The sequence below is a fragment of the Klebsiella sp. 10982 genome (assembly GCF_048589245.1).
Classification (GTDB): domain Bacteria; phylum Pseudomonadota; class Gammaproteobacteria; order Enterobacterales; family Enterobacteriaceae; genus Klebsiella; species Klebsiella quasivariicola.
Map to the genome: position 1 here is coordinate 114199 of NZ_JBMAXV010000007.1, position 22463 is coordinate 136661.

The window sequence follows — 22463 nt, forward strand, 5'->3', positions numbered from 1 at the left end:
TAGATCATATGTTCGCTATTGCGCGGTCGGAAAGTGTGAGCCGACTGGCAAAACGGATCTTTCATCGCTGGCGCATTTATTCCTGACTATCTAAAGCACCAAAGTGTGATCTTCGCACGGTTGTAAATATAGTTCACCGTCTACGCTTTTGAACATTATTAAATTTAAAAATCATTTGTTCAATTGAGGCGTGATGATGAAGCCACTGTTTGAAGCTCGTCAGATTTGCAAACAGTTCTCCGGCGTTGCGGTGCTGAAGGGCATCGATTTCACGCTAGGCGCGGGCCAGGTGCATGCGCTGATGGGCGGCAACGGCGCGGGTAAATCAACGCTGATGAAGATCATCGCTGGCGTTGAAACGCCGGACAGCGGTGAACTGACGCTCGGCGACCGCGCGTTTGCGCGTCTCAATCCGGCGCTAGCGCATCAGTTAGGCATCTATCTGGTGCCGCAGGAGCCGATGCTGTTTCCCAACCTCAGCGTGCGCGAGAACATTCTCTTCCGCCTGCCGAAGCGGGCGGATACCGTCGCGCGGTTGCAGGACAAACTGCAGCAGCTGAACTGCCAGATCAACCTCGACGCCAGCGCCAGCACGCTCGAGGTAGCCGATCAACAGATGGTCGAGATCCTGCGCGGGCTGATGCGCGAGGCCAGGATCCTGATCCTGGATGAACCCACCGCCTCTTTAACGCCGGGTGAAACCGAGAGACTGTTTAGCCAGATCCGCGCGTTACAGGCGCTGGACGTTGGGATCGTCTTTATCTCACATAAATTGCCCGAAATCCGCCAGCTTGCCAGCCATGTGTCGGTGATGCGCGACGGGGCGGTAGTGCTGAGCGGCGAGACCGCAACTTACCGCGATGAGCAACTGATTAGCGCTATGACGCCGGCCAGCCGCGACCATACGCTGAGCGACACGCAAAAGCTGTGGCTGTCGCTGCCGGGCAACCGCCGTACGCAACCACAGGATTTTCCCGTGCTGCGGGTGGAAGATCTCACCGGCGAAGGCTTTATCGATCTCAATCTGGAGATCCGCGCCGGTGAGATCGTCGGTCTGGCCGGGCTGGTGGGATCCGGGCGCACCGAATTTGCCGAAACCTTATACGGCCTGCGTCCGCCGCGCGCCGGGCGGATCTGGCTGGAGAATCGCGAGATCAGCCGCGACAGCACCCGCGCCAGGCTGGCCAGCGGGTTGGTCTATCTCCCGGAAGATCGTCAGGTCTCGGGGCTGTTTCTCGATGCGCCGGTGCGCTGGAACACGGTGATGTTCAATCAGCCGTCGTGGTGGCAGCAGGGGAAACGGGAGGCGGCGGTGGTTGAGCGCTATCACCGTGCGCTGGGGATCAAGCTGGCCGATGGCGATCAGCCGGTGCGGACTCTCTCTGGCGGTAACCAGCAGAAGGTACTGCTGGCGCGCTGTCTGGAAGCCAATCCGTTGCTGCTGATTGTCGATGAGCCGACGCGCGGCGTGGATGTCTCCGCCCGCGCCGATATCTATCAATTGCTAAAAAGCGTTGCCGCGCAAAACGTGGCGGTGCTGATGATCTCCAGCGATCTGGATGAGTTCGTCGGCCTTGCCGACCGGGTGCTGGTGATGCATCAGGGCCGCTACAGCGGCGAACTGGAGCGGCAGGCGGTGACCGTCGATCGCATGATGACCCTGGCCTTCGGAGGGCAGGCATGAAAACGTTACTGAAGAATCGCGAACTGAGCGCCTTCTTTGCCATCGTGGCGCTATTTGTCGTGCTGGTGGCGCTCAATCCAGCCTATTTCAGCCTGCAGACCCTGGCGATGATTTTCGCCAGCTCGCAGATCCTCTGCCTGCTGGCATTGGGCGCGACGCTGGTGATGCTGACCCGCAATATTGATGTGTCGGTAGGCTCGACCGTTGGGCTGTGCGCCATCGCCGTCGGCGTGGCGCTGAACAACGGTTACGGGCTGGCGACGGCTATCGCCTTCGCGCTGGCGATTGGCGCGCTGGCCGGAGCTTTTAACGGCCTGCTGGTCGTGGGACTGCGCATTCCGGCGATTGTCGCGACGCTCGGTACGCTGGGGTTGTATCGCGGGGTGATGCTGCTGTGGACCGGCGGGAAATGGATCGAGGGCTTGCCCGACAGCCTGAAATCGCTCTCGGAGCCTGCGTTTCTCGGCGTGTCGCCGCTGGGCTGGCTGGTGCTGGCGCTGCTGCTGGCGGGCGGCTGGCTGCTGTCGCGCACCGCCTTTGGTCGTGATTTTTACGCCGTTGGCGATAACCTCGCCGCCGCGCGCCAGCTGGGCGTGGCGGTCAACCGCACGCGGATGCTGGCCTTTACCCTCAACGGTATGCTGGCGGCCTGCGCCGGGATCGTCTTCGCCGCGCAGATTGGTTTTGTGCCTAATCAGACCGGCAGCGGCCTGGAGATGAAAGCCATCGCCGCCTGCGTACTGGGCGGGATCTCGCTGCTTGGCGGTACCGGCACGCTGCTTGGCGCGTTTCTCGGCGCCTTTTTCCTCACCCAAATTGACACCGTACTGGTGCTGTTCCGCCTTCCCGCCTGGTGGAATGACTTTATCGCCGGTCTGGTGCTGCTCGGTGTGCTGGTGCTCGATGGCCGCCTGCGCCAGGCGCTGGCCCGCCATCAGCGGGCGCTAAAGTACAGCCGTTTCCAGCCCGGTAACAAAGGGGGGAAACAGGTTGCCCGCTTTCCCGAACGCAAAAGCAAAGAGGTGGCTTAAATGAAGCTGAAGCTTAACTGGGAAAGTGCGCTGCTGGCGTTGCTGATCGTGGAGATCCTGCTGTTCGGCACGCTGAATCCGCGCATGCTGGATCTCAATATGCTGCTCTTTAGCACCAGCGACTTTATCTGCATCGGCATCGTCGCGCTGCCGCTGACGCTGGTGATCATCAGCGGCGGTATCGATATTTCGCTGGGCTCGACCATCGGCCTGTGCGCCATCGCCCTCGGGGTGATGACCCAGGCGGGCTGGCCGCTGTGGCTCGCGGTATCGCTGACGTTGCTCTTGGGACTGCTGTGCGGGTTATTCAACGCCGCGCTGATCCACTACACCGGCATCAGCCCGCTGGTGATCACGCTTGGTACGCTGTATCTGTACGGCGGCGGCGCGCTGCTGCTTTCCGGGATGGCCGGCGCGACCGGTTACGAGGGGATTGGCGGTTTTCCCGATAGCTTCACCGCCTTCGCCAATTTAACCCTCGCCGGACTGCCGCTGCCGCTGGTGCTGTTCGCGATTATCAACTTTTTCTTCTGGCTGCTGACCCATCGCGGGCGCTTTGGCCGCCACCTCTTTTTACTCGGGCAAAACCCGCGCGCCGCGCGCTATGCCGCGCTGTCGGTGAACGGCATCCCGTACGTGCTGTATGGCCTGGTTGGCGTCGCCTCGGCGGTCGCGGCGCTGGTGATGGTCTCCTATTTCGGCTCGGCGCGTTCGGATTTAGGCCGCGACCTTCTGATGCCGGCGCTGACCGCGGCGGTGCTCGGCGGGGCCAATATTTACGGCGGCTCGGGATCGATACTGGGTACCGCGCTGGCGGCGTTGCTGGTGGGGTATCTGCAACAGGGTTTACAGATGGTCGGCATCCCCAACCAGGTGTCGAGCGCGCTGTCAGGGGCGCTGTTGGTTGTGGTGGTGATGGGGCGTTCGCTGAGCCTGCACCGTGAATGGGTGCGCGCAACCTGGCGGCGTCTTTTCTCGCATAAAACAATCGGAGCATAAAATGAAATTAAAACTGATCGTGCTGGCGCTGACGATGAGCGTGGTTACCGCGCAGGCGGCGGACCGCATCGCCTTTATTCCTAAGCTGGTTGGCGTCGGCTTCTTTACCAGCGGCGGCAACGGCGCGAAAGAGGCGGGGAAAGCGCTGGGCGTGGATGTCACCTATGACGGCCCCACCGAGCCCAGCGTCTCCGGCCAGGTGCAGCTTATCAACAACTTCGTCAACCAGGGCTACAACGCGATTATCGTCTCCGCCGTCTCGCCGGACGGCCTGTGCCCGGCGCTGAAGCGGGCGATGCAGCGCGGGGTGAAAGTCCTGACCTGGGATTCCGATACCAAACCGGAGTGCCGCAGCATCTATATCAACCAGGGCACGCCGCAGCAGCTCGGCGGCCTGCTGGTGGAGATGGCGGAAAAGCAGGTCAGCAAACCTGCCGCCAAAGTGGCGTTTTTTTACTCCAGCCCGACGGTGACCGACCAGAACCAGTGGGTGAAGGAAGCCAAAGCCAAAATCGAAAAAGAGCATCCGCAGTGGCAAATCGTCACCACCCAGTTTGGCTATAACGATGCCACCAAATCGCTGCAAACCGCCGAGGGGATCTTAAAAGCGTATCCGGATCTCGACGCCATTATCGCGCCGGATGCCAATGCGCTGCCGGCGGCGGCGCAGGCGGCGGAGAACCTCAAGCGTCAGGGCGTGGCGATCGTCGGCTTTAGTACGCCGAACGTGATGCGCCCGTACGTTGAGCGCGGCACGGTGAAAGCGTTCGGCCTGTGGGATGTGGTTCAGCAGGGCAAAATTGCGGTTAACGTCGCCGATAGATTGCTGAAAAAGGGCGATCTTAACGTAGGTGATAGCGTTGAGGTGAAAGATATCGGCTCGCTGAAGGTCGAACCGAATAGCGTGCAGGGCTACCAGTATGAAGCGAAGGGTAACGGTATCGTGCTGCTGCCGGAGCGCGTGGTGTTCAGCAAAGAGAATATCAACAACTACGACTTCTGACGGAGGATGAGATGGCTGATTTAGACGACATCAAAGAGGGTAAGGACTTCGGTATCGACCGCCCGCAGCAGAACACGCTGTATACCCTGAAAGGCTGCGGCTCGCTGGACTGGGGCATGCAGTCGCGGCTGGCGCGCATCTTTAATCCGCACAGCAACCGCACGGTGATGCTGGCCTTCGATCATGGTTACTTCCAGGGGCCAACGACCGGGCTTGAGCGTATCGACCTGTCGATTGCGCCACTGTTTGCCGACACCGATGTGCTGATGTGCACCCGCGGCGTACTGCGCAGCCAGGTACCGGCGGCCACCAATAAGCCGGTAGTGCTGCGCGCCTCCGGCGGTAATTCGATTTTGAGCGAACTCTCCAACGAATGCGTGGCGGTAGCGATGGAAGACGCGCTGCGTCTCAACGTTTGCGCGGTGGCGGCGCAGGTCTATATCGGCAGCGAATACGAACATCAGTCGATCAATAACATCATCAAACTGGTGGATGCCGGCAATCGCTACGGTATGCCGGTCCTGGCGGTTACCGGCGTCGGCAAAGAGATGGCCCGCGATGCGCGCTACTTCTCGCTGGCCAGCCGGATTGCCGCCGAAATGGGGGCGCAGTTTGTGAAGACCTATTTCGTTGAGGAAGGCTTTGAAAAAGTGACCGCCAGCTGTCCGGTGCCGATCGTCATCGCCGGCGGTAAAAAACTGCCGGAGCATGAGGCGCTGGAGATGTGCTGGCGGGCGATCGACCAGGGGGCGTCCGGGGTGGATATGGGGCGCAATATCTTCCAGTCCAGCGCCCCGCGCGCGATGCTGAAGGCGGTGAAAAAGGTGGTGCATGAGAATCTGAACGCGCGCGAAGCGTATCAGTTCTGGCAGGAAGAAAAACAGGGAGAGCTGAAATGAACGTAACGCTGGTGGAGATCAATATTAAACCCGAGCGGGTGGATGAGTTTCTCGAGGTGTTTCGCGCCAACCACGAAGGCGCGCTGCGGGAACCGGGCAACCTGCGCTTCGATGTCCTGCAGGATCCAGAAGTGAAAACCCGCTTTTTTATCTACGAAGCCTATAAAGACGATGAGGCGGTGCAGGCGCATAAGAAGACGCCGCACTATTTAGCCTGCGTCGAAAAGCTGGAGGAGATGATGTCGCAGCCGCGGCAGAAACGCAGCTTTATCGGCCTGTTACCGCAGGTGTGAGGGTTTTCCTTCACCCTCTCCCTCTCTGAGGGAGAGGGTGAAGAGCACTTTATTATGTCTCTTCAACCGAAACGCGCAGGGCCGCCAGCGCCTTGCGCGCCGCCTTCAGTACCTGTTCGCACTGCTCAAGGGTGAGCGTCAGCGGCGGTTCAATGCGGATCGTCTTGGCGTTGTTTAACGTCCCGGCGACCAGCACCCGCTGTCTGAACATCTCGCTGGCAAAGTCGTAGCCAATCTCGTTATCGACAAACTCAATGGCCATCAGCATGCCTTTCCCGCGCACTTCATTCACCAGGTCAGGATACTCCTGCGCCAGCAGGCGGAACCCGTCCAGCAGCATATCGCCTTTCTGCGCCGCCTGCGCCGGCAGGTTTTGCGTCAACAGCACGTTGATCGTCGCCAGCGCCGCCGCACAGGCCAACGGGTTGCCGCCGAAGGTGGTGGTGTGCAGGAACGGGTTATCGAACAGCACCGAGAAGACCTCTTCTGTCGCCACCGTCGCGCCGATCGGCATCACACCGCCGCCGAGCGCTTTCGCCAGACACAGAATATCGGGCTGAACGTTCTCATGCTCGCAGGCGAACATCTTGCCGGTGCGGCCCATGCCGGTCTGCACTTCGTCGAGGATCAGCAATGCGCCAAACTCGTCGCACAGCTTACGCACCGCCGGCAAATACCCCGTTGGCGGGAGGATCACGCCCCCTTCACCCTGAATCGGCTCGAGGATCACCGCCGCGACGTCGTCGCCGGTTTTCTTGCACTCGCTCAGCATGGTGCGCATGGCGTTGATATCGCCGAACGGCACGTGGCGGAAGCCCGGCAGCAGCGGCATAAAGGGTTTGCGGAAGGTCGACTTGGCGGTGGCCGACAGCGCGCCCAGCGATTTACCGTGGAAGGCGCCGCTGGTGGCAATGAAGGTAAATTTACCGCGCGGCGACTGATAGGCTTTCGCCAGCTTGATGGCCGCCTCTACCGATTCGGTACCGCTATTGCAAAAGAAACTGTACTTTAGTTTGCCGGGCGTTAAGGCTGCCAGGGTTTTCGCCAGCATCGCGCGTAGCGGATCCAGCAGTTCCTGACTGTGAAGCGGTTGTTTCGCGAGTTGATTCTCGACGGCGGATACCACAACTGGATTACGGTGCCCTACATTGAAGATGCCAAACCCACCAAGGCAGTCGATAAATTCCTGTCCCTGGGTGTCGACAAGCGTATTTAACCCTCCCGCTTGCCACTCTACGGCTCCGTAATCCCCGCCGGCTGTAACCGATTTTCGATACTCTAAAAACCCCGGATTCACATGCTCTTTAAAGTATTCCCTGACCTCCTGGTTAAGTGCTTTCATTTCCTCATGATCAAGCGTGCGCTTTTCAATGAGATTCAGTGCGTGTGCGCTGCAGGCCAGAGCCGATGCGCTGGAAGGTAACCTGTTCAAAATGTGCTCCTGGGGCGGACGTATCACACGATACTGGATTAAGTATTGCAGGGATTACGCCAGTTCGGCAGAAGCGGTGAAAATCGGGATAAATGCAAGGTAAAAGACGAAATGTGTAAAATTTAATCTCATTGCGCCACTATTGGCACGTTTTATTCCTGAGCCGACGAGATTTTCTGCCTTGCTGCGGTGAGCGGGGCGATCCGCCGTGGTGCGGGCTGCCCTGGCACGGGGCAGCCGGTGGTGAAAAAAGAGGCTTAGTCGAGCTGAGAGATCTCCATCGCCGCCCGGTCGATAATGCCGATGATCTGCTTGAGCTGGGCGGCACTGCTGGCCTGCTGGTTCACTTTCAGGTCGAGGACCGCTTTGAAGTTTTCCAGCGCGCGCTTCATCTGCGGATCCCGGCGCAGCTCGCAGCCGACCATCCGCGCCTGCAGACGCTCCTGGATATGGGCCAGGTGCTCCTGGTTCTCGGCGTGCAGCTGTTTTCCTTCCTCGCTGATAACGATTTTTTTGCGTCCGTTGTCGTCTTCCACGCTGATAAGGCCCTGGTCCTGGAGCAGATCCAGCGTCGGGTAGATCACCCCCGGGCTGGGGCTGTAGTTCCCCTGGGTGAGGGTTTCGATCTCTTTGATCAGCTCATAGCCATGGCTGGCGTTGCGGCTGAGGATATCCAGAATGATCAGCCGCAGTTCGCCATGGCCAAAGAAACGCTGGCGACGTCCGCCGCCGCGGCGGCCATGGTCGCCGTGTTCGCTGGGATCACCGTGGCGCCCCCGTGGCCCACGCCCGTCTTCATGATGATGTCGCATCGCTAACTCCTGTGTTTTTTTTGATATATCTAATTTATATCTAAAATTTTAATCTTAGCAATGGTATGGGGTATTTATTTTTTATTATGTTGATTTATAAGTAATTATTTAAGTATCTGGAATTTTAGTGCGATTTACTTTTACTATATCAAAAAAAGACTTGCATTCTTTTTAGTTGGCAATCATTATCATTTGCATCAAGTTTAGATATATCTATTTACCGTTCACGAAGGCAATCGATGATGACAAAAACCAAAGCAGGCAAGTACCCGCAGCGTGTCCGCAATGAGCTGCGTTTCCGTGAGCTGACGGTGCTGCGCGTGGAGCGCGCAGGCGCGGCGTTCCAGCGTATCGTGCTGGGAGGCGAGGCGCTGGAAGGCTTCGCTTCTCACGGCTTTGACGACCATACCAAGCTTTTTTTCCCCGAGCCGGGTGCGGCATTTACTCCGCCGCAGGTAACCGAGGAGGGGATTGACTGGGGGGAAGGTGTGCGGCCTGCCACCCGCGACTATACGCCGCTGTACGATGCCGAACGACACGAGCTGGCTTACGATTTCTATATCCACGATGGCGGTATCGCCAGCCGTTGGGCGCTGGAAGCAAAAGTGGGCGATAAGCTGGTTATCGGCGGCCCGCGCGGCTCGCTGGTGGTGCCGGAAGATTATGCCTGGCAGCTGTATGTTTGCGATGAGTCCGGCATGCCGGCGCTGCGCCGTCGTCTGCTGGGATTACGCCAGCTGCCGGCGAGGCCGCAAGTGACGGCCATCGTTACTATCGCCGATGCGTCGTATAAAGATTATCTGGCGGATCTCGACGGCTTTAACATCGAGTGGGTGGTAGGCCACAACCCGGCGTTCGTCGCCGAGCGTCTGGCGCAGGTGAAGGTGCCGGCGGAGGATTATTTCATCTGGCTGACCGGCGAAGGCGCGGTGGTGAAATCGCTACTGGAACGCTTTGAAGACGAGAGTATCGATCAGCAGCTGGTGCGTTCCCAGGCATACTGGCACAGCAAGTAAAAAGCCATCGTGGTAAAACCCGGATAGCGGCTTGCGCCTTATCCGGGCTACGGTTGGCGCCGATTTGTAGCCCCGGTAAGCACAGCGCCACCGGGGGAGGCTTAGCGTTCCGCCAGCGCTTTAAACACCATCGCCACCGCGTGGGCGCCGGGGTCCATGTTGCCGAGCAGGCTGTCGCTGTTGAGATAGGACGCTCGTCCGGCGCCGGCTTTGCTCGACTGGCAGGTGCGATCCGCCCCGGCCTGCGCCGCAGCAAAAGCGGTCTGCAGGTTCTCCGGTTCGGCCAGCAGCGCCGCCAGCGCCGGCTGCAGAGCGTCGATCATCGTCCGGTCACCTTCCTCGGCGCCGCCGTAAAATTTCATCTGCTCCAGACCGGCGTTCAGCGCCTCGGCCACGCTGGCGCCTTGCTCCAGCTTCTGCCCGGCAGCGGTGAAGAAGATCGACATCAATACCCCGCTGGAGCCGCCCATCACCACCGTCAGGCGTTCGCCGATCAGCGCGAACAGCGTTGGCAGATCGTTCAGCGGCAGCTGCTGACGCTCGAGCCGCTCGGCAATCTCACGCGCCCCGGCGGCGAAGGTGGAGCCGGTATCGCCGTCGCCTACTTTGGCATCCAGCGCGTTGAGATGTTCTTCAAGATCGATGAGGGCGCCGGTCACCTGCGCCACGTAATCGCCCACCTGTGGGTTGGCCGAGGGCGTAAAATCCACCCGAGCGCTGTCGAGGGTGGACGGCACGACGTTGATAATCCGCGGTTGCACCGGCTGCGGCCAGCCGGCGGTTTCCACATCCGCCAGCAGCGCTTTCTCAATACTCTCCTCCAGCACGATGGCGCTCAGCGAGAAGCCTTTCATATCGAGGGCTGTCACCAGCGAGGCCGGGCCTATCAGCCAGTCAATGCGCGCCTGCAGCGGGGTGTTGGCCAGCTCGCGGGTCAGGATCGCCATCTCGGCCACCGACACGCCGCCGAGGTTATTGAGCATCACCGCCAGGCGGCCGGTTTCCGGCAGGGCGGCGGTCAGTTTTTCCACCATCAGGTTGACGACTTCCGCACTGTTTTGCGTGGCGATCGTCGAGGCGCCCGGCTCACCGTGGATACCCATTCCCAGCTCGGCGTGGCCGGCCTGATGGCGCGGGGCGCTTTCCGCTTCCTGCGGCAGGTGGCAGCTGGCCAGCGCCACCCCGATGCTGGCGGTGTGGCTGGCGGCGTACTGCGCTTCGCGCAGGACGGTGGCGAGGTTATAGCCGCGCTCGGCAAAATAGCCCGCCACCTTATGGACGAACAACGTACCGGCGATGCCGCGCGGCTGTTTGTTATCCGGCAGCGAAATGTCGTCGCCGACGATCAGCATTTCAACGTTGTAGCCGAGACGGCGCGCTTTCTCCGCCGCCAGGCCGAAGTTAAGCCGGTCGCCGGTGTAGTTTTTGACGATCAGCAGGCAGCCTGCCTCGCCGGTCACCGCCTGAATGGCGGTAAGCACCGCGTCGACGCTCGGCGAGGCGAACAGATCGCCGCAGACTGCGGCGGTCAGCATGCCTTTACCAATAAAGCCGACGTGCGCCGGTTCATGGCCGGCGCCGCCGCCGGAGATCACCGCCACGTTGTTTTTATTCAGATCGCGACGGACCACCACCCGGATCGCCGGGTCGCTCTCCAGCCGGGCGAGGTTATTCCACGGGCTGGCGATAATGGTACCCTCAATCACATCGTTGACGAGGCTGGCGCGCTGGTTAAAAAAGAATTGAGACATAGTGGTTCCTGAAGAGTAAGCGAAAACTCACCCTCCGGAGGCAGGCCTCCGGAGCGGTAACGGTCAACGTGAATTTTAGTCACGGATAAGGCGCTGGTGGCGCATATCGAGCGCGATAGTCTCGCCGGGCTGTACGTTGTTCAGCGCCTCGCCCTGCTGGTACAGCCAGGCAATTCCTGCGGCGCGGGCGATAATCGCGCCGTGAGCCTGTTCGCTGCCATCGCGCAGGCACAGGCCTTTAACGAAGCTGGCATCCAGCTGTAAGACGGTTGAGGGATAAATGTTGTCGGCGATAATAATCGTTGGCTCGCCGGGCGCCGGCACTCTCTCCTGAACGCCCTGCAGATGGCGCAGGGTACGCTGCAGAATATCTTCGATATCGATGTAACGCGCCTGCAGGTAGGGGTCATCCAGCTGGCGATACTGCTGGCTGAGCTCCATCAACACCTGATGCCATGCCCATTCCGCCGAGCATTGTTCGGTGAGCAGACGATCGTTGGCGGCATCAAACAGATCGTCATCGTCGAGCAGGGTATGGTGCCCGGCGAAGATCGCCGCGATATCGGCGTTAAATTTGTTTTCCGCCAGCTCGGTCAGGGCGATAAGATCCGCCAGCGTCTGGTCAATGGCCTGGCGCAGGCGCTGCTGCTCGCGGGCGGCATCAGCGGCAGCCGGGTGAACCGGCTGGATCAGGGCCAGCGGGTAGCGCAGGGCAGCGCCTTCGACGCGCTCGGGCGTGGCCGGATCCTCAGCTGGTTGCGCTGCAGGTGATTCACCGAAGTTATCGGCGGCCAGCGCCTGAAACGCCGCCAGCGCCGCGTCGGCATCCGGACCGCGGGCCAGCAGGCGCAGCTTATCGTTGCGGCGTACCTGCAATAGCGCGATTTGGTTGAGGCTGTCCGGTTTGACGCACTTCCCGTTTTTCTCCAGCAGCAGTTCGGCGTTAAAGCCCGCCAGCGCGGCGACCAGCTTTGACGCCGGACGCACGTGCAGGCCGTTGTGATTGTTAATAATGACTGAAACCGATTTTGTGTCGCCGTCGTCAGCAAGCGTTGGGGCAGTGATGGCGTCAGGCGTATGCGAAGGTAAACCCAGCTGAACCCGCTTGGCCTCCAGGGCGTTCATGGCATCGGCGATCACTTTGTCAATCCCGGCGCCGGAGGCGGCGCTGACGGTGGCCGCCAGCGTCCCTTCCACCAGCGGCGCGGCGCATAGCCGCACCTTCGTGGCAATCGCCGGATCGAGCAGATCGAGGGCGGTTTCGGCGCTGAGCAACGCGCTGCCGATATCCATCATCACCAGCACGTGATCGGTATCGGCCACGGATTCGATCGCCTCCATGACTTTAAGCGGATCGGTGCCGATCGGGCTGTCGGGATCGTCGATCCCGGCGGCGATCGCCAGCTTGCAGCCATCGTTGATTAACATCTGCCGGGCCAGTTCTCCGACACCTTCGCCCAGCCGGGCGCTATGAGAAACAATAACCAGGTTTACCATCGCGATTTCCTTACTCTTTGGCGGCGGCGGCCAGCATCTGAACCATAAACAGCACCGAGGTCGCGCCGGGATCCTGATGTCCGATGCTGCGCTCGCCGAGATAGCTGGCGCGGCCTTTACGCGCCTGCATAGTGATGGTGGCGTGGGCCGCACGCTCGGCCACTTCGCAGGCGGCATCCAGCGCGGCAGCGATCGACAGGTGCTGCTCGCTGGACTGGCGCAGGGAGTCCACCACCGGCAGCCAGACGTCGCACATGGTTTTATCCCCTGGCTCCGCTTTGCCGCGGTTGACGACGCCGTCTGCGCCTTCGCGGATCATCAGGTACAGCTCGTCGAGCGTCAGGCTCTGGTGGGCCTGGGTCACCTGCGCGGCGCGAATAAAGAAGGTGCCGAACAGCGGGCCGCTGGCGCCGCCGACGTTGGAGAGCAGCGTCATACCGGTGTTTTTGAGGATAAAGCCAATATCTTTATCGGCAATCGACGGCAGCTTTTCGACTACCTTGCTGAAGCCGCGGTGCATATTGAGGCCGTGATCGGCATCGCCGATCTCTTTATCAAGACCGGTGAGAAAATCGCTCTCTTTGGTGAAAATATCGCCGCAGCGGTACAGCCAGTCGACGATTTGCGTTCTGTTCAGTGACATGTCGTGCTCCTTAGTTTCCCCAGTTCAGCGCCGGGGTATGAACCGGGGCGTCCCATAGCGTCAGCGTCTCGTCATCCACTTTCAGCAGGGTGATCGAGAAGCCCGCCATATCCAGCGAAGTACAGTAGCTGCCGATGAGGTTACGTTCGATGATGATGCCGGACGCTTCGCAGCGCTGGGCCAGGCGGTTATACACGCCGTACAGTTCGGAAAGCGGGGTGGCGCCGAGGTTGTTGACCAGCGCGATAACCCGGTCGCCGTTTTGCAGCGCGGTTTTGCTCTGCTGCACTTCCTGCCACGCGCCCTTGACGGTATCCCACTGGCGCAGCGTGCGGCTGTAGGCGCCGTTTTCCAGCAGGGTATCGAACATCTCATCGACGGTTTGGTCCAGCGAGCTGAAGCGGCGGCGGTCAATGCCCGGCTCGCCGTGAATGCCGACGCCGAACTCCATTTCGTCGTCCTGCAGGGTAAAGGAGGGCTGCCCGGCGGCCGGTACGGTGCAGGCGCCGAGGGCGATACCAATCGAGTGGCCGAGATTATTCAGGCGGCGGCCCAGTTCGGCGCAGGCTTCCAGCGAGTCGCCGCGTTCGGCGGCGGCGCCGACCAGTTTTTCAATCAGTACGGTGTTGGCGACGCCGCGACGACCGGCGGTATAGAGGCTGTCTTTCACCGCCACGTCGTCGTCGACCACCACGGTGGTGACTTTAATGCCGCTCTCATGCAGCAGCTCGGTGGCGGTTTCGAAGTTCAGGATGTCGCCGGTGTAGTTTTTGATAATCAGCAGGACGCCTTCCCCGCCGTCGATCTGCATCGCACATTCGAACATTTTGTCCGGCGTCGGCGAGGTGAAGATTTCCCCCGGGCAGGCGCCAGAGAGCATGCCCTGGCCGATATAGCCGCAGTGCATCGGTTCATGTCCGCTGCCGCCGCCGGAGAGCAGGGCCACTTTGCCAGCCACCGACGCGTCGGTGCGGGTCACATACAGCGGGTCCTGATGCAGGGTCAGCTGCGGATGGGCTTTAGCCAGCCCCTGTAATTGTTCATTCAGTACATCTTCAACACGGTTAATCAGCTTTTTCATTATTCAGTGCTCCGTTGGAGAAGGTTCGATGCGGCCTCTCTGCTGGCGGAGGCGGTCATCGCGTAGGGGTATCGTCTGACGGTGCAACGTGCCTGGCGATAGGATGATTCTGGCTGAGCGGACGAAAAAAAGAATGCCCCGACGATCGGGTTTCATTACGAAACATTGCCTCCTTGTTTTGTTTCTTTATGGAACGTTTTTGCTGAGGAAACGGTGAAAATGCGAGCTGGCGCGCTTTTTTTCTTCTGCCATAAGCGGCGGTCAGGATAGCTGGCGAAGCGGGTGAGAAAAAAATTTTTGCTGATTTTCTGCCGACTGCGGGAGAAAAGGTGGTCGAAAAAGGAGGATCGCAAGGGCATTATGCGGCAAAGGAGCGGATCGGGATCGCAATCCTGACCGAGAGTAGGGTTTTCTGTTCCAATATGGAACGTAAAAAATTAACCTGTGTTTCATATCAGAACAAAAAGGCGAAAGATTTTTTTGTTCCCTGCCGGCCCTACAGTGATCGCACTGCTCCGGTACGTTCCGTTCAGGCCGCGCTTCACTGGCCGGCGCGGATAACGCCAGGGCTCATCATGTCTACATGCGCACTTATTTGAGGGTGAAAGGAATGCTAAAAGTTATTCAATCTCCAGCCAAATATCTTCAGGGTCCTGATGCTGCTGTTCTGTTCGGTCAATATGCCAAAAACCTGGCGGAGAGCTTCTTCGTCATCGCCGACGACTTCGTAATGAAGCTGGCGGGAGAGAAAGTGGTGAATGGCCTGCAGAGCCACGATATTCGCTGCCATGCGGAACGGTTTAACGGCGAATGCAGCCATGCGGAAATTAACCGTCTGATGGCGATTTTGCAAAAGCAGGGCTGCCGCGGCGTGGTCGGGATCGGCGGTGGTAAAACTCTCGATACCGCGAAGGCGATCGGTTACTACCAGAAACTGCCGGTGGTGGTGATCCCGACCATCGCCTCAACCGATGCGCCGACCAGCGCGCTGTCGGTGATCTACACCGAAGCGGGCGAGTTTGAAGAGTATCTGATCTATCCGAAAAACCCGGATATGGTGGTGATGGACACAGCGATTATCGCCAAAGCGCCGGTACGCCTGCTGGTCTCCGGCATGGGCGATGCGCTCTCCACCTGGTTCGAGGCCAAAGCCTGCTACGATGCGCGCGCCACCAGCATGGCCGGGGGACAGTCCACCGAGGCGGCGCTGAGCCTCGCTCGCCTGTGCTATGATACGCTGCTGGCGGAGGGCGAAAAGGCCCGTCTGGCGGCGCAGGCCGGGGTGGTGACCGAAGCGCTGGAGCGCATCATCGAGGCGAATACCTACCTCAGCGGCATCGGCTTTGAAAGCAGCGGCCTGGCCGCCGCCCACGCGATCCACAACGGCTTCACTATCCTTGAAGAGTGCCACCACCTGTATCACGGCGAGAAAGTGGCCTTCGGTACGCTGGCGCAGCTGGTGCTGCAGAACAGCCCGATGGATGAGATTGAAACGGTGCTGGGCTTCTGCCAGCGCGTCGGCCTGCCGGTGACGCTCGCGCAGATGGGCGTGAAAGAGGGGATCGACGCGAAAATCGCCGCGGTGGCGAAAGCCACCTGCGCGGAAGGGGAAACCATCCACAATATGCCGTTTGCGGTGACCCCGGAGAGCGTCCATGCCGCTATTCTCACCGCCGATTTGTTAGGCCAGCAGTGGCTGGCGCGTTAATTCGCGGTGACTAAACCGCTGGCGCAGGTCAGCGGTTTTTCTTTCTCCCCTCTGGCAGTTGCTGCCGGAGGGGTTCTCTATGGTACAACGCGGAAAAGGATATGACTGTTCAGACTCAGGATACCGGGAAGGCGGTCTCTTCCGTCATCGCCCAGTCATGGCATCGTTGCAGCAAGTTTATGCAGCGCGAAACCTGGCAAACGCCGCACCAGGCCCAGGGCCTGACCTTCGACTCGATCTGTCGGCGTAAAACCGCGCTGCTGACCATCGGCCAGGCGGCGCTGGAGGATGCCTGGGAGTTTATGGACGGCCGCCCCTGCGCGCTGTTTATTCTTGATGAGTCTGCCTGCATCCTGAGCCGCTGCGGCGAGCCGCACACCCTGGCCCAGCTGGCTGACCTGGGGTTTCGCGACGGCAGCTACTGTGCGGAGAGCATTATCGGCACCTGCGCGCTGTCGCTGGCCGCGATGCAGGGCCAGCCGATCAACACCGCCGGCGATCGGCATTTTAAGCAAGCGCTACAGCCGTGGAGTTTTTGCTCGACGCCGGTGTTTGATAACCATGGGCGGCTGTTCGGCTCTATCTCGCTTTGCTGTCTGGTGGAGCAGCAGTCCAGCGCCGACCTCTCTCTGACGCTGGCCATCGCCCGCGAGGTAGGCAACTCCCTGCTCACCGACAGCCTGCTGGCGGAGTCCAACCGCCACCTCAATCAGATGTACGGCCTGCTGGAGAGCATGGACGATGGGGTGATGGCGTGGAACGAGCAGGGCGTGCTGCAGTTTCTCAATGTTCAGGCGGCGAGACTGCTGCATCTTGATGCTCAGGCCAGCCAGGGGAAAAATATCGCCGATCTGGTGACCCTCCCGGCGCTGCTGCGCCGCGCCATCAAACACGCCCGCGGCCTGAATCACGTCGAAGTCACCTTTGAAAGTCAGCATCAGTTTGTCGACGCGGTGATCACCTTAAAACCGATTGTCGAGGCGCAAGGCAACAGTTTTATTCTGCTGCTGCACCCGGTGGAGCAGATGCGGCAGCTGATGACCAGCCAGCTGGGTAAAGTCAGCCACACCTTTGAGCAGATGTCTGCCGACGACCCGGAAACCCGGCGCCTGATCCACTTTGGCCGCCAGGCGGCGCGCGGCGGCTTCCCGGTGCTGCTGTGCGGCGAAGAGGGGGTCGGGAAAGAGCTGCTGAGCCAGGCTATTCACAATGAAAGCGAACGGGCGGGCGGCCCCTATATCGCCGTCAACTGCCAGCTGTATGCCGACAGCGTGCTGGGCCAGGACTTTATGGGCAGCGCGCCCACCGATGATGAAAATGGCCGCCTGAGCCGCCTTGAGCTGGCCAACGGCGGCACCCTGTTTCTGGAAAAGATTGAGTATCTGGCGCCGGAGCTGCAGTCGGCCCTGCTGCAGGTGATTAAGCAGGGCGTGCTCACCCGCCTCGACGCCCGGCGCCTGATCCCGGTGGATGTGAAGGTGATTGCCACCACCACCGTCGATCTGGCCAATCTGGTGGAACAGAACCGCTTTAGCCGCCAGCTGTACTATGCGCTGCACTCCTTTGAAATCGTCATCCCGCCGCTGCGCGCCCGACGCAACAGTATTCCGTCGCTGGTGCATAACCGGCTGAAGAGCCTGGAGAAGCGTTTCTCTTCGCGGCTGAAAGTGGACGATGACGCGCTGGCGCAGCTGGTGGCCTACTCGTGGCCGGGGAATGATTTTGAGCTCAACAGCGTCATTGAGAATATTGCCATCAGCAGCGACAACGGCCATATTCGCCTGAGTAATCTGCCGGAATATCTCTTTTCCGAGCGGCCGGGCGGGGATAGCGCGTCATCGCTGCTGCCGGCCAGCCTGACCTTTAGCGCCATCGAAAAGGAAGCCATCATTCACGCCGCCCGGGTGACCAGCGGGCGGGTGCAGGAGATGTCGCAGCTGCTCAATATCGGCCGCACCACCCTGTGGCGCAAAATGAAGCAGTACGATATTGACGCCAGCCAGTTCAAGCGCAAGCATCAGGCCTAGTCTCTTCGATTCGCGCCATGGAGAACAGGGCATCCGACAGGCGATTGCTGTAGCGTTTGAGCGCGTCGCGCAGCGGATGCGCGCGGTCCATGGCCGTCAGCAGGCGTTCGAGCCGACGGGCCTGGGTGCGCGCCACGTGCAGCTGGGCAGAGGCGAGATTCTTCCCCGGGATCACGAACTGTTTTAACGGGCCGCTCTCGGCCATATTGCGGTCGATAAGCCGCTCCAGGGCGGTGATCTCCTCTTCGCCGATCGTCTGGCTCAGGCGGGTCAGGCCCCGCGCATCGCTGGCCAGTTCAGCCCCCAACACGAACAGCGTTTGCTGAATCTGGTGCAGGCTTTCCCGCAGCCCTGCGTCGCGGGTGGTGGCGTAGCAGACGCCCAGCTGGGATATCAGTTCATCGACGGTGCCGTAGGCCTCGACGCGAATATGGTCTTTCTCGATGCGGCTGCCGCCGTACAGGGCGGTGGTGCCTTTATCTCCGGTGCGAGTGTAGATACGGTACATTCAGTTTCTCTCACTTAACGGCAGGACTTTAACCAGCTGCCCGGCGTTGGCGCCGAGCGTACGCAGATGATCGTCGCTATCGGTGACGTGTCCGGTAGCCAGCGGCGCGTCCGCCGGCAGCTGGGCATGAGTGAGGGCTATCTCGCCGGCTGCGCTGAGCCCGATACCCACCCGCAGGGGCGAGCTTCTGGCCGCCAGGGCGCCCAGCGCAGCGGCGTCACCGCCTCCGTCATAGGTTATGGTCTGGCAGGGGACCCCCTGCTCCTCCAGCCCCCAGCACAGCTCATTGATGGCGCCGGCATGATGCCCGCGCGGATCGTAAAACAGGCGTACGCCTGGCGGTGAAAGCGACATGACGGCCCCCTCGTTAACACTCAGAATGCCTGGCGGAAAATCGCGGCAATCTCCTGCTCGTTGCCTTTACGCGGGTTCGAGAACGCATTGCCGTCTTTCAGAGCCATCTCCGCCATGTACGGGAAGTCGGCCTCTTTTACCCCCAGATCGCGCAGATGCTGCGGAATACCGATATCCATCGACAGACGCGTGATCGCGGCGATGGCTTTTTCCGCCGCGTCGAGGGTGGACAGTCCGGTGATATTTTCGCCCATCAGTTCAGCGATATCGGCGAATTTCTCCGGGTTGGCGATCAGATTGTAGCGGGCCACATGCGGCAGCAGGACAGCGTTGGCCACGCCGTGCGGCATGTCGTACAGGCCGCCCAGCTGGTGCGCCATGGCGTGCACGTAGCCGAGGTTGGCGTTATTGAAAGCCATCCCGGCCAGCAGAGAGGCGTAGGCCATGTTTTCCCGCGCCTGCAGATTGCTGCCGAGGGCCACGGCCTGGCGCAGGTTGCGCGCGATGAGGCGGATCGCCTGCATGGCGGCGGCGTCCGTCACCGGGTTAGCGTCTTTGGAGATATAGGCCTCTACGGCGTGGGTCAGGGCATCCATCCCGGTCGCCGCGGTCAGGGCGGCCGGTTTACCGATCATCAGCAGCGGATCGTTGATGGAGACCGATGGCAGGTTGCGCCAGCTGACGATCACAAACTTCACTTTGGTTTGGGTGTTGGTCAGGACGCAGTGGCGGGTGACCTCGCTGGCGGTGCCGGCGGTGGTGTTGACGGCGATGATGGGCGGCAGCGGGTTGGTCAGGGTCTCGATTCCGGCATACTGGTACAGATCGCCCTCATGGGTGGCGGCGATGCCGATGCCTTTGCCGCAGTCGTGCGGGCTGCCGCCGCCCACGGTGACGATGATGTCGCACTGTTCGCGGCGAAACACCGCAAGGCCGTCACGCACGTTGGTGTCTTTTGGGTTCGGCTCGACGCCGTCAAAAATCGCCACCTCGATCCCGGCCTCCTGCAGATAATGCAGGGTTTTATCCACCGCGCCATCTTTAATTGCCCGCAGGCCTTTGTCGGTGACCAGCAGGGCTTTTTTCCCTCCCAGCAGCTGGCAGCGTTCGCCGACTACGGAAATGGCGTTGGGGCCAAAAAAGTTAACGTTTGGCACCAGATAATCAAACATACGATAGCTCATAATATACCTTCTCGCTTCAGGTTATAATGCGGAAAAACAATCCAGGGCGCACTGGGCTAATAATTGGTCCTGCTCGACCGTACCGCCGCTAACGCCGACGGCGCCAATGACTTGCTCATTAAAAATAACGGGCAGGCCGCCGCCAAAAATAATAATTCGCTGTTGATTGGTCAGCTGAAGACCATACAGAGATTGTCCTGGCTGGACCGCTGATGTAATTTCATGGGTACCTTGTTTTAGACTACAGGCACTCCAGGCTTTATTCAGAGAAATATCGCAGCTGGAGACGAAGGCCTCGTCCATCCGCTGGATAAGCAGCGTATTGCCCCCGCGGTCGACCACGGAAAATACCACAGGAACGTTGATCTCATTAGCTTTTTGTTGCACCGCTGCCGCCATTTTCTGAGCGGCGGCCAGGGTGATTGTCTGAACTTGCTGGCTCTTGTTCATCATGCTCTCCCACGCCAGGATAATGCTGGCGCGAATAGTCAGTAGGGGGCGATAGTCAAAAACGATCGCCAGACGGTTGGCTTGCTTTATTTTTGTCAGCGTTATTTTGTCGCCCGCCATGATTTAGTCAATAGGTTTAAAATAGCTTCGGTAAAACGTAATTAAGGGCCTTTTTTATTAATTGATTTATATCATTGCGGGCGATCACATTTTTTATTTTTGTCGCCGGGGTAAAGTTTCATAGTGAAACTTTTGGCAGATTTCGCGTGCCAAATTGAAACGAAATTAAATTTATTTTTTTCACCACTGGCTCATTTAAAGTTCCGCTATTGCCGGTAATGGCCGGGCGGCAACGACGCTGGCCCGGCGTATTCGCTACCGTCTGCGGATTTCACCTTTTGAGCCGATGAACAATGAAAAGATCAAAACGATTTGCAGTACTGGCCCAGCGCCCCGTCAATCAGGATGGGCTGATTGGCGAGTGGCCTGAAGAGGGGCTGATCGCCATGGACAGCCCCTTTGACCCGGTCTCTTCCGTAAAAGTGGAAAACGGTCTGATCGTCGAGCTGGACGGCAAGACCCGGGACCAGTTTGACATGATTGACCGGTTTATCGCCGATTACGCGATCAACGTTGAGCGTACAGAGCAGGCGATGCGCCTGGAGGCGCTGGAGATAGCCCGCATGCTGGTGGATATCCACGTCAGCCGCGAGGAGATCATCGCCATCACCACCGCCATCACGCCGGCCAAAGCGGTCGAGGTGATGGCGCAGATGAACGTGGTGGAGATGATGATGGCGCTACAGAAGATGCGTGCCCGCCGGACCCCCTCCAACCAGTGCCACGTCACCAACCTCAAAGATAATCCGGTGCAGATTGCCGCCGACGCCGCTGAGGCCGGGATCCGCGGCTTCTCCGAGCAGGAGACCACGGTCGGTATCGCGCGCTATGCGCCGTTTAACGCCCTGGCGCTGTTGGTCGGTTCGCAGTGCGGCCGCCCCGGCGTGTTGACACAATGCTCGGTGGAAGAGGCCACCGAGCTGGAGCTGGGCATGCGTGGTTTAACCAGCTACGCCGAGACGGTGTCGGTCTACGGCACCGAAGCGGTGTTTACCGACGGCGATGATACGCCGTGGTCAAAGGCGTTCCTCGCCTCGGCCTACGCCTCCCGTGGGTTGAAAATGCGCTACACCTCCGGCACCGGTTCCGAAGCGCTGATGGGCTATTCGGAAAGCAAGTCGATGCTTTACCTCGAATCGCGCTGCATCTTCATTACCAAAGGCGCCGGAGTTCAGGGACTGCAAAACGGCGCGGTGAGCTGTATCGGCATGACCGGTGCTGTGCCGTCGGGCATTCGGGCGGTGCTGGCGGAAAACCTGATCGCCTCTATGCTCGACCTCGAAGTGGCGTCGGCCAACGACCAGACTTTCTCCCACTCGGATATTCGTCGCACCGCGCGCACCCTGATGCAGATGCTGCCGGGCACCGACTTTATTTTCTCCGGCTACAGTGCGGTGCCGAACTACGACAACATGTTCGCCGGCTCGAACTTCGATGCGGAAGATTTTGATGATTACAACATTCTGCAGCGTGACCTGATGGTCGACGGCGGTCTGCGTCCGGTGACCGAGGCGGAAACCATCGCCATTCGCCAGAAAGCAGCGCGGGCGATCCAGGCCGTTTTCCGTGAGCTGGGGCTGCCGCCAATCACCGACGAGGAGGTGGAGGCCGCCACCTACGCGCACGGCAGCAACGAAATGCCGCCGCGTAATGTGGTGGAGGATCTGAGCGCGGTGGAAGAGATGATGAAGCGCAACATCACCGGCCTCGATATTGTCGGCGCGTTGAGCCGCAGCGGCTTTGAGGATATCGCCAGCAATATTCTCAATATGCTGCGCCAGCGGGTCACCGGCGATTACCTGCAGACCTCGGCCATTCTCGATCGGCAGTTCGACGTGGTGAGCGCAGTGAACGACATCAATGACTATCAGGGGCCGGGCACCGGCTATCGCATCTCCGCCGAACGCTGGGCAGAGATCAAAAATATTCCGGGCGTGGTTCAGCCCGACACCATTGAATAAGGCGGTATTC

General features: G+C 59.9%; 21 protein-coding genes. 10 read left to right on the forward strand and 11 right to left on the reverse strand.

Translation table 11 applies throughout. The annotated features are described in order from the left end of the window. Positions 1-196 precede the first annotated feature (196 nt). From lsrA to lsrG, 6 genes are read left to right on the forward strand one after another with little or no spacing between them, the layout of a single operon-like run. Positions 197-1684: an autoinducer 2 ABC transporter ATP-binding protein LsrA gene (gene lsrA, locus ACKLKD_RS08730; protein ID WP_087805867.1), complete on the forward strand. Its 1488-nt coding sequence runs from the start codon at positions 197-199 to the stop codon at positions 1682-1684. Next, the gene (gene lsrC / locus ACKLKD_RS08735; protein ID WP_004185768.1) at positions 1681-2715 is read left to right on the forward strand and encodes an autoinducer 2 ABC transporter permease LsrC; all 1035 of its coding nucleotides are present in this window, start codon (positions 1681-1683) and stop codon (positions 2713-2715) included. The genes lsrA and lsrC overlap by 4 nt, the downstream gene beginning before the upstream one ends. Next, complete coding sequence (lsrD, locus tag ACKLKD_RS08740) at positions 2716-3714, forward strand: autoinducer 2 ABC transporter permease LsrD (RefSeq protein ID WP_080897345.1); 999 nt, start codon at positions 2716-2718, stop codon at positions 3712-3714. It abuts the gene before it with no gap. Position 3715: 1 nt separating this feature from the next. Next, positions 3716-4717, forward strand: a complete 1002-nt coding sequence (gene lsrB / locus ACKLKD_RS08745) for an autoinducer 2 ABC transporter substrate-binding protein LsrB (protein ID WP_025710578.1) — start codon at positions 3716-3718, stop codon at positions 4715-4717. A gap of 11 nt (positions 4718-4728) precedes the next feature. Then, complete coding sequence (gene lsrF / locus ACKLKD_RS08750) at positions 4729-5616, forward strand: 3-hydroxy-5-phosphonooxypentane-2,4-dione thiolase (RefSeq protein WP_032733837.1); 888 nt, start codon at positions 4729-4731, stop codon at positions 5614-5616. After that, positions 5613-5909: a (4S)-4-hydroxy-5-phosphonooxypentane-2,3-dione isomerase gene (gene lsrG / locus ACKLKD_RS08755; RefSeq protein WP_025710576.1), complete on the forward strand. Its 297-nt coding sequence runs from the start codon at positions 5613-5615 to the stop codon at positions 5907-5909. Before lsrF ends, lsrG begins: the two co-directional genes overlap by 4 nt. Positions 5910-5961: 52 nt before the next feature. Here lsrG and ygjG read toward each other — a convergent pair whose 3' ends face one another. Together ygjG and ACKLKD_RS08765 are read right to left on the reverse strand one after the other, a co-directional pair. Continuing rightward, positions 5962-7341, reverse strand: a complete 1380-nt coding sequence (ygjG, locus tag ACKLKD_RS08760; protein WP_025710575.1) for a putrescine aminotransferase — start codon at positions 7339-7341, stop codon at positions 5962-5964. A 257-nt stretch (positions 7342-7598) separates the two neighbouring features. Beyond that, positions 7599-8153 carry a PadR family transcriptional regulator gene (locus ACKLKD_RS08765; protein ID WP_023298241.1) on the reverse strand — a complete coding sequence of 185 codons (555 nt, stop codon included), beginning with the start codon at positions 8151-8153 and terminating at the stop codon, positions 7599-7601. Positions 8154-8392: 239 nt separating this feature from the next. Between ACKLKD_RS08765 and ACKLKD_RS08770 the strand changes: the two genes are divergently transcribed. After that, positions 8393-9169, forward strand: a complete 777-nt coding sequence (locus ACKLKD_RS08770) for a siderophore-interacting protein (RefSeq protein ID WP_025710574.1) — start codon at positions 8393-8395, stop codon at positions 9167-9169. 101 nt (positions 9170-9270) lie between these two features. On the opposite strand, the gene ACKLKD_RS08775 is transcribed toward ACKLKD_RS08770, so the two are convergent. From ACKLKD_RS08775 to ACKLKD_RS08795, 5 genes are all read right to left on the reverse strand, one after another. Beyond that, positions 9271-10920: a glycerone kinase gene (locus ACKLKD_RS08775; protein ID WP_025710573.1), complete on the reverse strand. Its 1650-nt coding sequence runs from the start codon at positions 10918-10920 to the stop codon at positions 9271-9273. Positions 10921-10995: 75 nt separating this feature from the next. Beyond that, positions 10996-12417 carry a dihydroxyacetone kinase phosphoryl donor subunit DhaM gene (gene dhaM, locus ACKLKD_RS08780; RefSeq protein WP_080897346.1) on the reverse strand — a complete coding sequence of 474 codons (1422 nt, stop codon included), beginning with the start codon at positions 12415-12417 and terminating at the stop codon, positions 10996-10998. 10 nt (positions 12418-12427) lie between these two features. Continuing rightward, positions 12428-13060, reverse strand: coding sequence for a dihydroxyacetone kinase subunit DhaL (gene dhaL, locus ACKLKD_RS08785; RefSeq protein WP_004181378.1), 633 nt, complete (start codon positions 13058-13060; stop codon positions 12428-12430). Between the two features lie 10 nt (positions 13061-13070). Further along, positions 13071-14141 (reverse strand): dihydroxyacetone kinase subunit DhaK, encoded by a 1071-nt coding sequence (dhaK, locus tag ACKLKD_RS08790; protein ID WP_025710571.1) that lies wholly within the window; start codon positions 14139-14141, stop codon positions 13071-13073. Between the two features lie 155 nt (positions 14142-14296). Next, positions 14297-14500: a hypothetical protein gene (locus ACKLKD_RS08795; RefSeq protein WP_025710570.1), complete on the reverse strand. Its 204-nt coding sequence runs from the start codon at positions 14498-14500 to the stop codon at positions 14297-14299. A gap of 251 nt (positions 14501-14751) precedes the next feature. Here ACKLKD_RS08795 and ACKLKD_RS08800 point away from each other — a divergent pair, with 251 nt between their 5' ends. Together ACKLKD_RS08800 and dhaR are read left to right on the forward strand one after the other, a co-directional pair. Continuing rightward, entirely contained in the window at positions 14752-15849 is a 1098-nt protein-coding gene (locus ACKLKD_RS08800) for a glycerol dehydrogenase (protein ID WP_008806556.1), read from the forward strand. 101 nt (positions 15850-15950) lie between these two features. Beyond that, positions 15951-17876 (forward strand): dihydroxyacetone kinase operon transcriptional regulator DhaR, encoded by a 1926-nt coding sequence (gene dhaR, locus ACKLKD_RS08805; protein WP_025710569.1) that lies wholly within the window; start codon positions 15951-15953, stop codon positions 17874-17876. On the opposite strand, the gene ACKLKD_RS08810 is transcribed toward dhaR, so the two are convergent. From ACKLKD_RS08810 to ACKLKD_RS08825, 4 genes are read right to left on the reverse strand one after another with little or no spacing between them, the layout of a single operon-like run. Further along, positions 17854-18384, reverse strand: a complete 531-nt coding sequence (locus tag ACKLKD_RS08810; protein ID WP_025710568.1) for a cob(I)yrinic acid a,c-diamide adenosyltransferase — start codon at positions 18382-18384, stop codon at positions 17854-17856. The genes dhaR and ACKLKD_RS08810 overlap by 23 nt on opposite strands. Continuing rightward, positions 18385-18738, reverse strand: coding sequence for a glycerol dehydratase reactivase beta/small subunit family protein (locus ACKLKD_RS08815; protein ID WP_025710567.1), 354 nt, complete (start codon positions 18736-18738; stop codon positions 18385-18387). A 20-nt stretch (positions 18739-18758) separates the two neighbouring features. Continuing rightward, entirely contained in the window at positions 18759-19922 is a 1164-nt protein-coding gene (gene dhaT, locus ACKLKD_RS08820; protein WP_025710566.1) for a 1,3-propanediol dehydrogenase, read from the reverse strand. A 21-nt stretch (positions 19923-19943) separates the two neighbouring features. Further along, entirely contained in the window at positions 19944-20372 is a 429-nt protein-coding gene (locus ACKLKD_RS08825) for a GlcG/HbpS family heme-binding protein (RefSeq protein ID WP_025710565.1), read from the reverse strand. A gap of 413 nt (positions 20373-20785) precedes the next feature. Between ACKLKD_RS08825 and ACKLKD_RS08830 the strand changes: the two genes are divergently transcribed. Beyond that, on the forward strand, positions 20786-22453 hold the full coding sequence (locus tag ACKLKD_RS08830; RefSeq protein WP_025710564.1) for a propanediol/glycerol family dehydratase large subunit: 1668 nt from the start codon (positions 20786-20788) through the stop codon (positions 22451-22453). Positions 22454-22463: the final 10 nt, after the last annotated feature.

Bases quoted from the DNA above. Each gene is read 5' to 3' on its own strand.
- ACKLKD_RS08825 (WP_025710565.1), bottom strand. From the start codon at position 20,372: ATGAACAAGAGCCAGCAAGTTCAGACAATCACCCTGGCCGCCGCTCAG.
- dhaR (WP_025710569.1), top strand. From the start codon at position 15,951: ATGACTGTTCAGACTCAGGATACCGGGAAGGCGGTCTCTTCCGTCATC.
- ACKLKD_RS08815 (WP_025710567.1), bottom strand. From the start codon at position 18,738: ATGTCGCTTTCACCGCCAGGCGTACGCCTGTTTTACGATCCGCGCGGG.
- dhaT (WP_025710566.1), bottom strand. From the start codon at position 19,922: ATGAGCTATCGTATGTTTGATTATCTGGTGCCAAACGTTAACTTTTTT.
- ACKLKD_RS08830 (WP_025710564.1), top strand. From the start codon at position 20,786: ATGAAAAGATCAAAACGATTTGCAGTACTGGCCCAGCGCCCCGTCAAT.
- ACKLKD_RS08765 (WP_023298241.1), bottom strand. From the start codon at position 8,153: ATGCGACATCATCATGAAGACGGGCGTGGGCCACGGGGGCGCCACGGT.
- lsrA (WP_087805867.1), top strand. From the start codon at position 197: ATGAAGCCACTGTTTGAAGCTCGTCAGATTTGCAAACAGTTCTCCGGC.
- ACKLKD_RS08775 (WP_025710573.1), bottom strand. From the start codon at position 10,920: ATGTCTCAATTCTTTTTTAACCAGCGCGCCAGCCTCGTCAACGATGTG.
- dhaM (WP_080897346.1), bottom strand. From the start codon at position 12,417: ATGGTAAACCTGGTTATTGTTTCTCATAGCGCCCGGCTGGGCGAAGGT.
- lsrD (WP_080897345.1), top strand. From the start codon at position 2,716: ATGAAGCTGAAGCTTAACTGGGAAAGTGCGCTGCTGGCGTTGCTGATC.
- ACKLKD_RS08810 (WP_025710568.1), bottom strand. From the start codon at position 18,384: ATGTACCGTATCTACACTCGCACCGGAGATAAAGGCACCACCGCCCTG.
- ACKLKD_RS08770 (WP_025710574.1), top strand. From the start codon at position 8,393: ATGATGACAAAAACCAAAGCAGGCAAGTACCCGCAGCGTGTCCGCAAT.
- ACKLKD_RS08800 (WP_008806556.1), top strand. From the start codon at position 14,752: ATGCTAAAAGTTATTCAATCTCCAGCCAAATATCTTCAGGGTCCTGAT.
- ACKLKD_RS08795 (WP_025710570.1), bottom strand. From the start codon at position 14,500: ATGCCCTTGCGATCCTCCTTTTTCGACCACCTTTTCTCCCGCAGTCGG.
- lsrG (WP_025710576.1), top strand. From the start codon at position 5,613: ATGAACGTAACGCTGGTGGAGATCAATATTAAACCCGAGCGGGTGGAT.
- lsrC (WP_004185768.1), top strand. From the start codon at position 1,681: ATGAAAACGTTACTGAAGAATCGCGAACTGAGCGCCTTCTTTGCCATC.
- lsrF (WP_032733837.1), top strand. From the start codon at position 4,729: ATGGCTGATTTAGACGACATCAAAGAGGGTAAGGACTTCGGTATCGAC.
- dhaL (WP_004181378.1), bottom strand. From the start codon at position 13,060: ATGTCACTGAACAGAACGCAAATCGTCGACTGGCTGTACCGCTGCGGC.
- dhaK (WP_025710571.1), bottom strand. From the start codon at position 14,141: ATGAAAAAGCTGATTAACCGTGTTGAAGATGTACTGAATGAACAATTA.
- lsrB (WP_025710578.1), top strand. From the start codon at position 3,716: ATGAAATTAAAACTGATCGTGCTGGCGCTGACGATGAGCGTGGTTACC.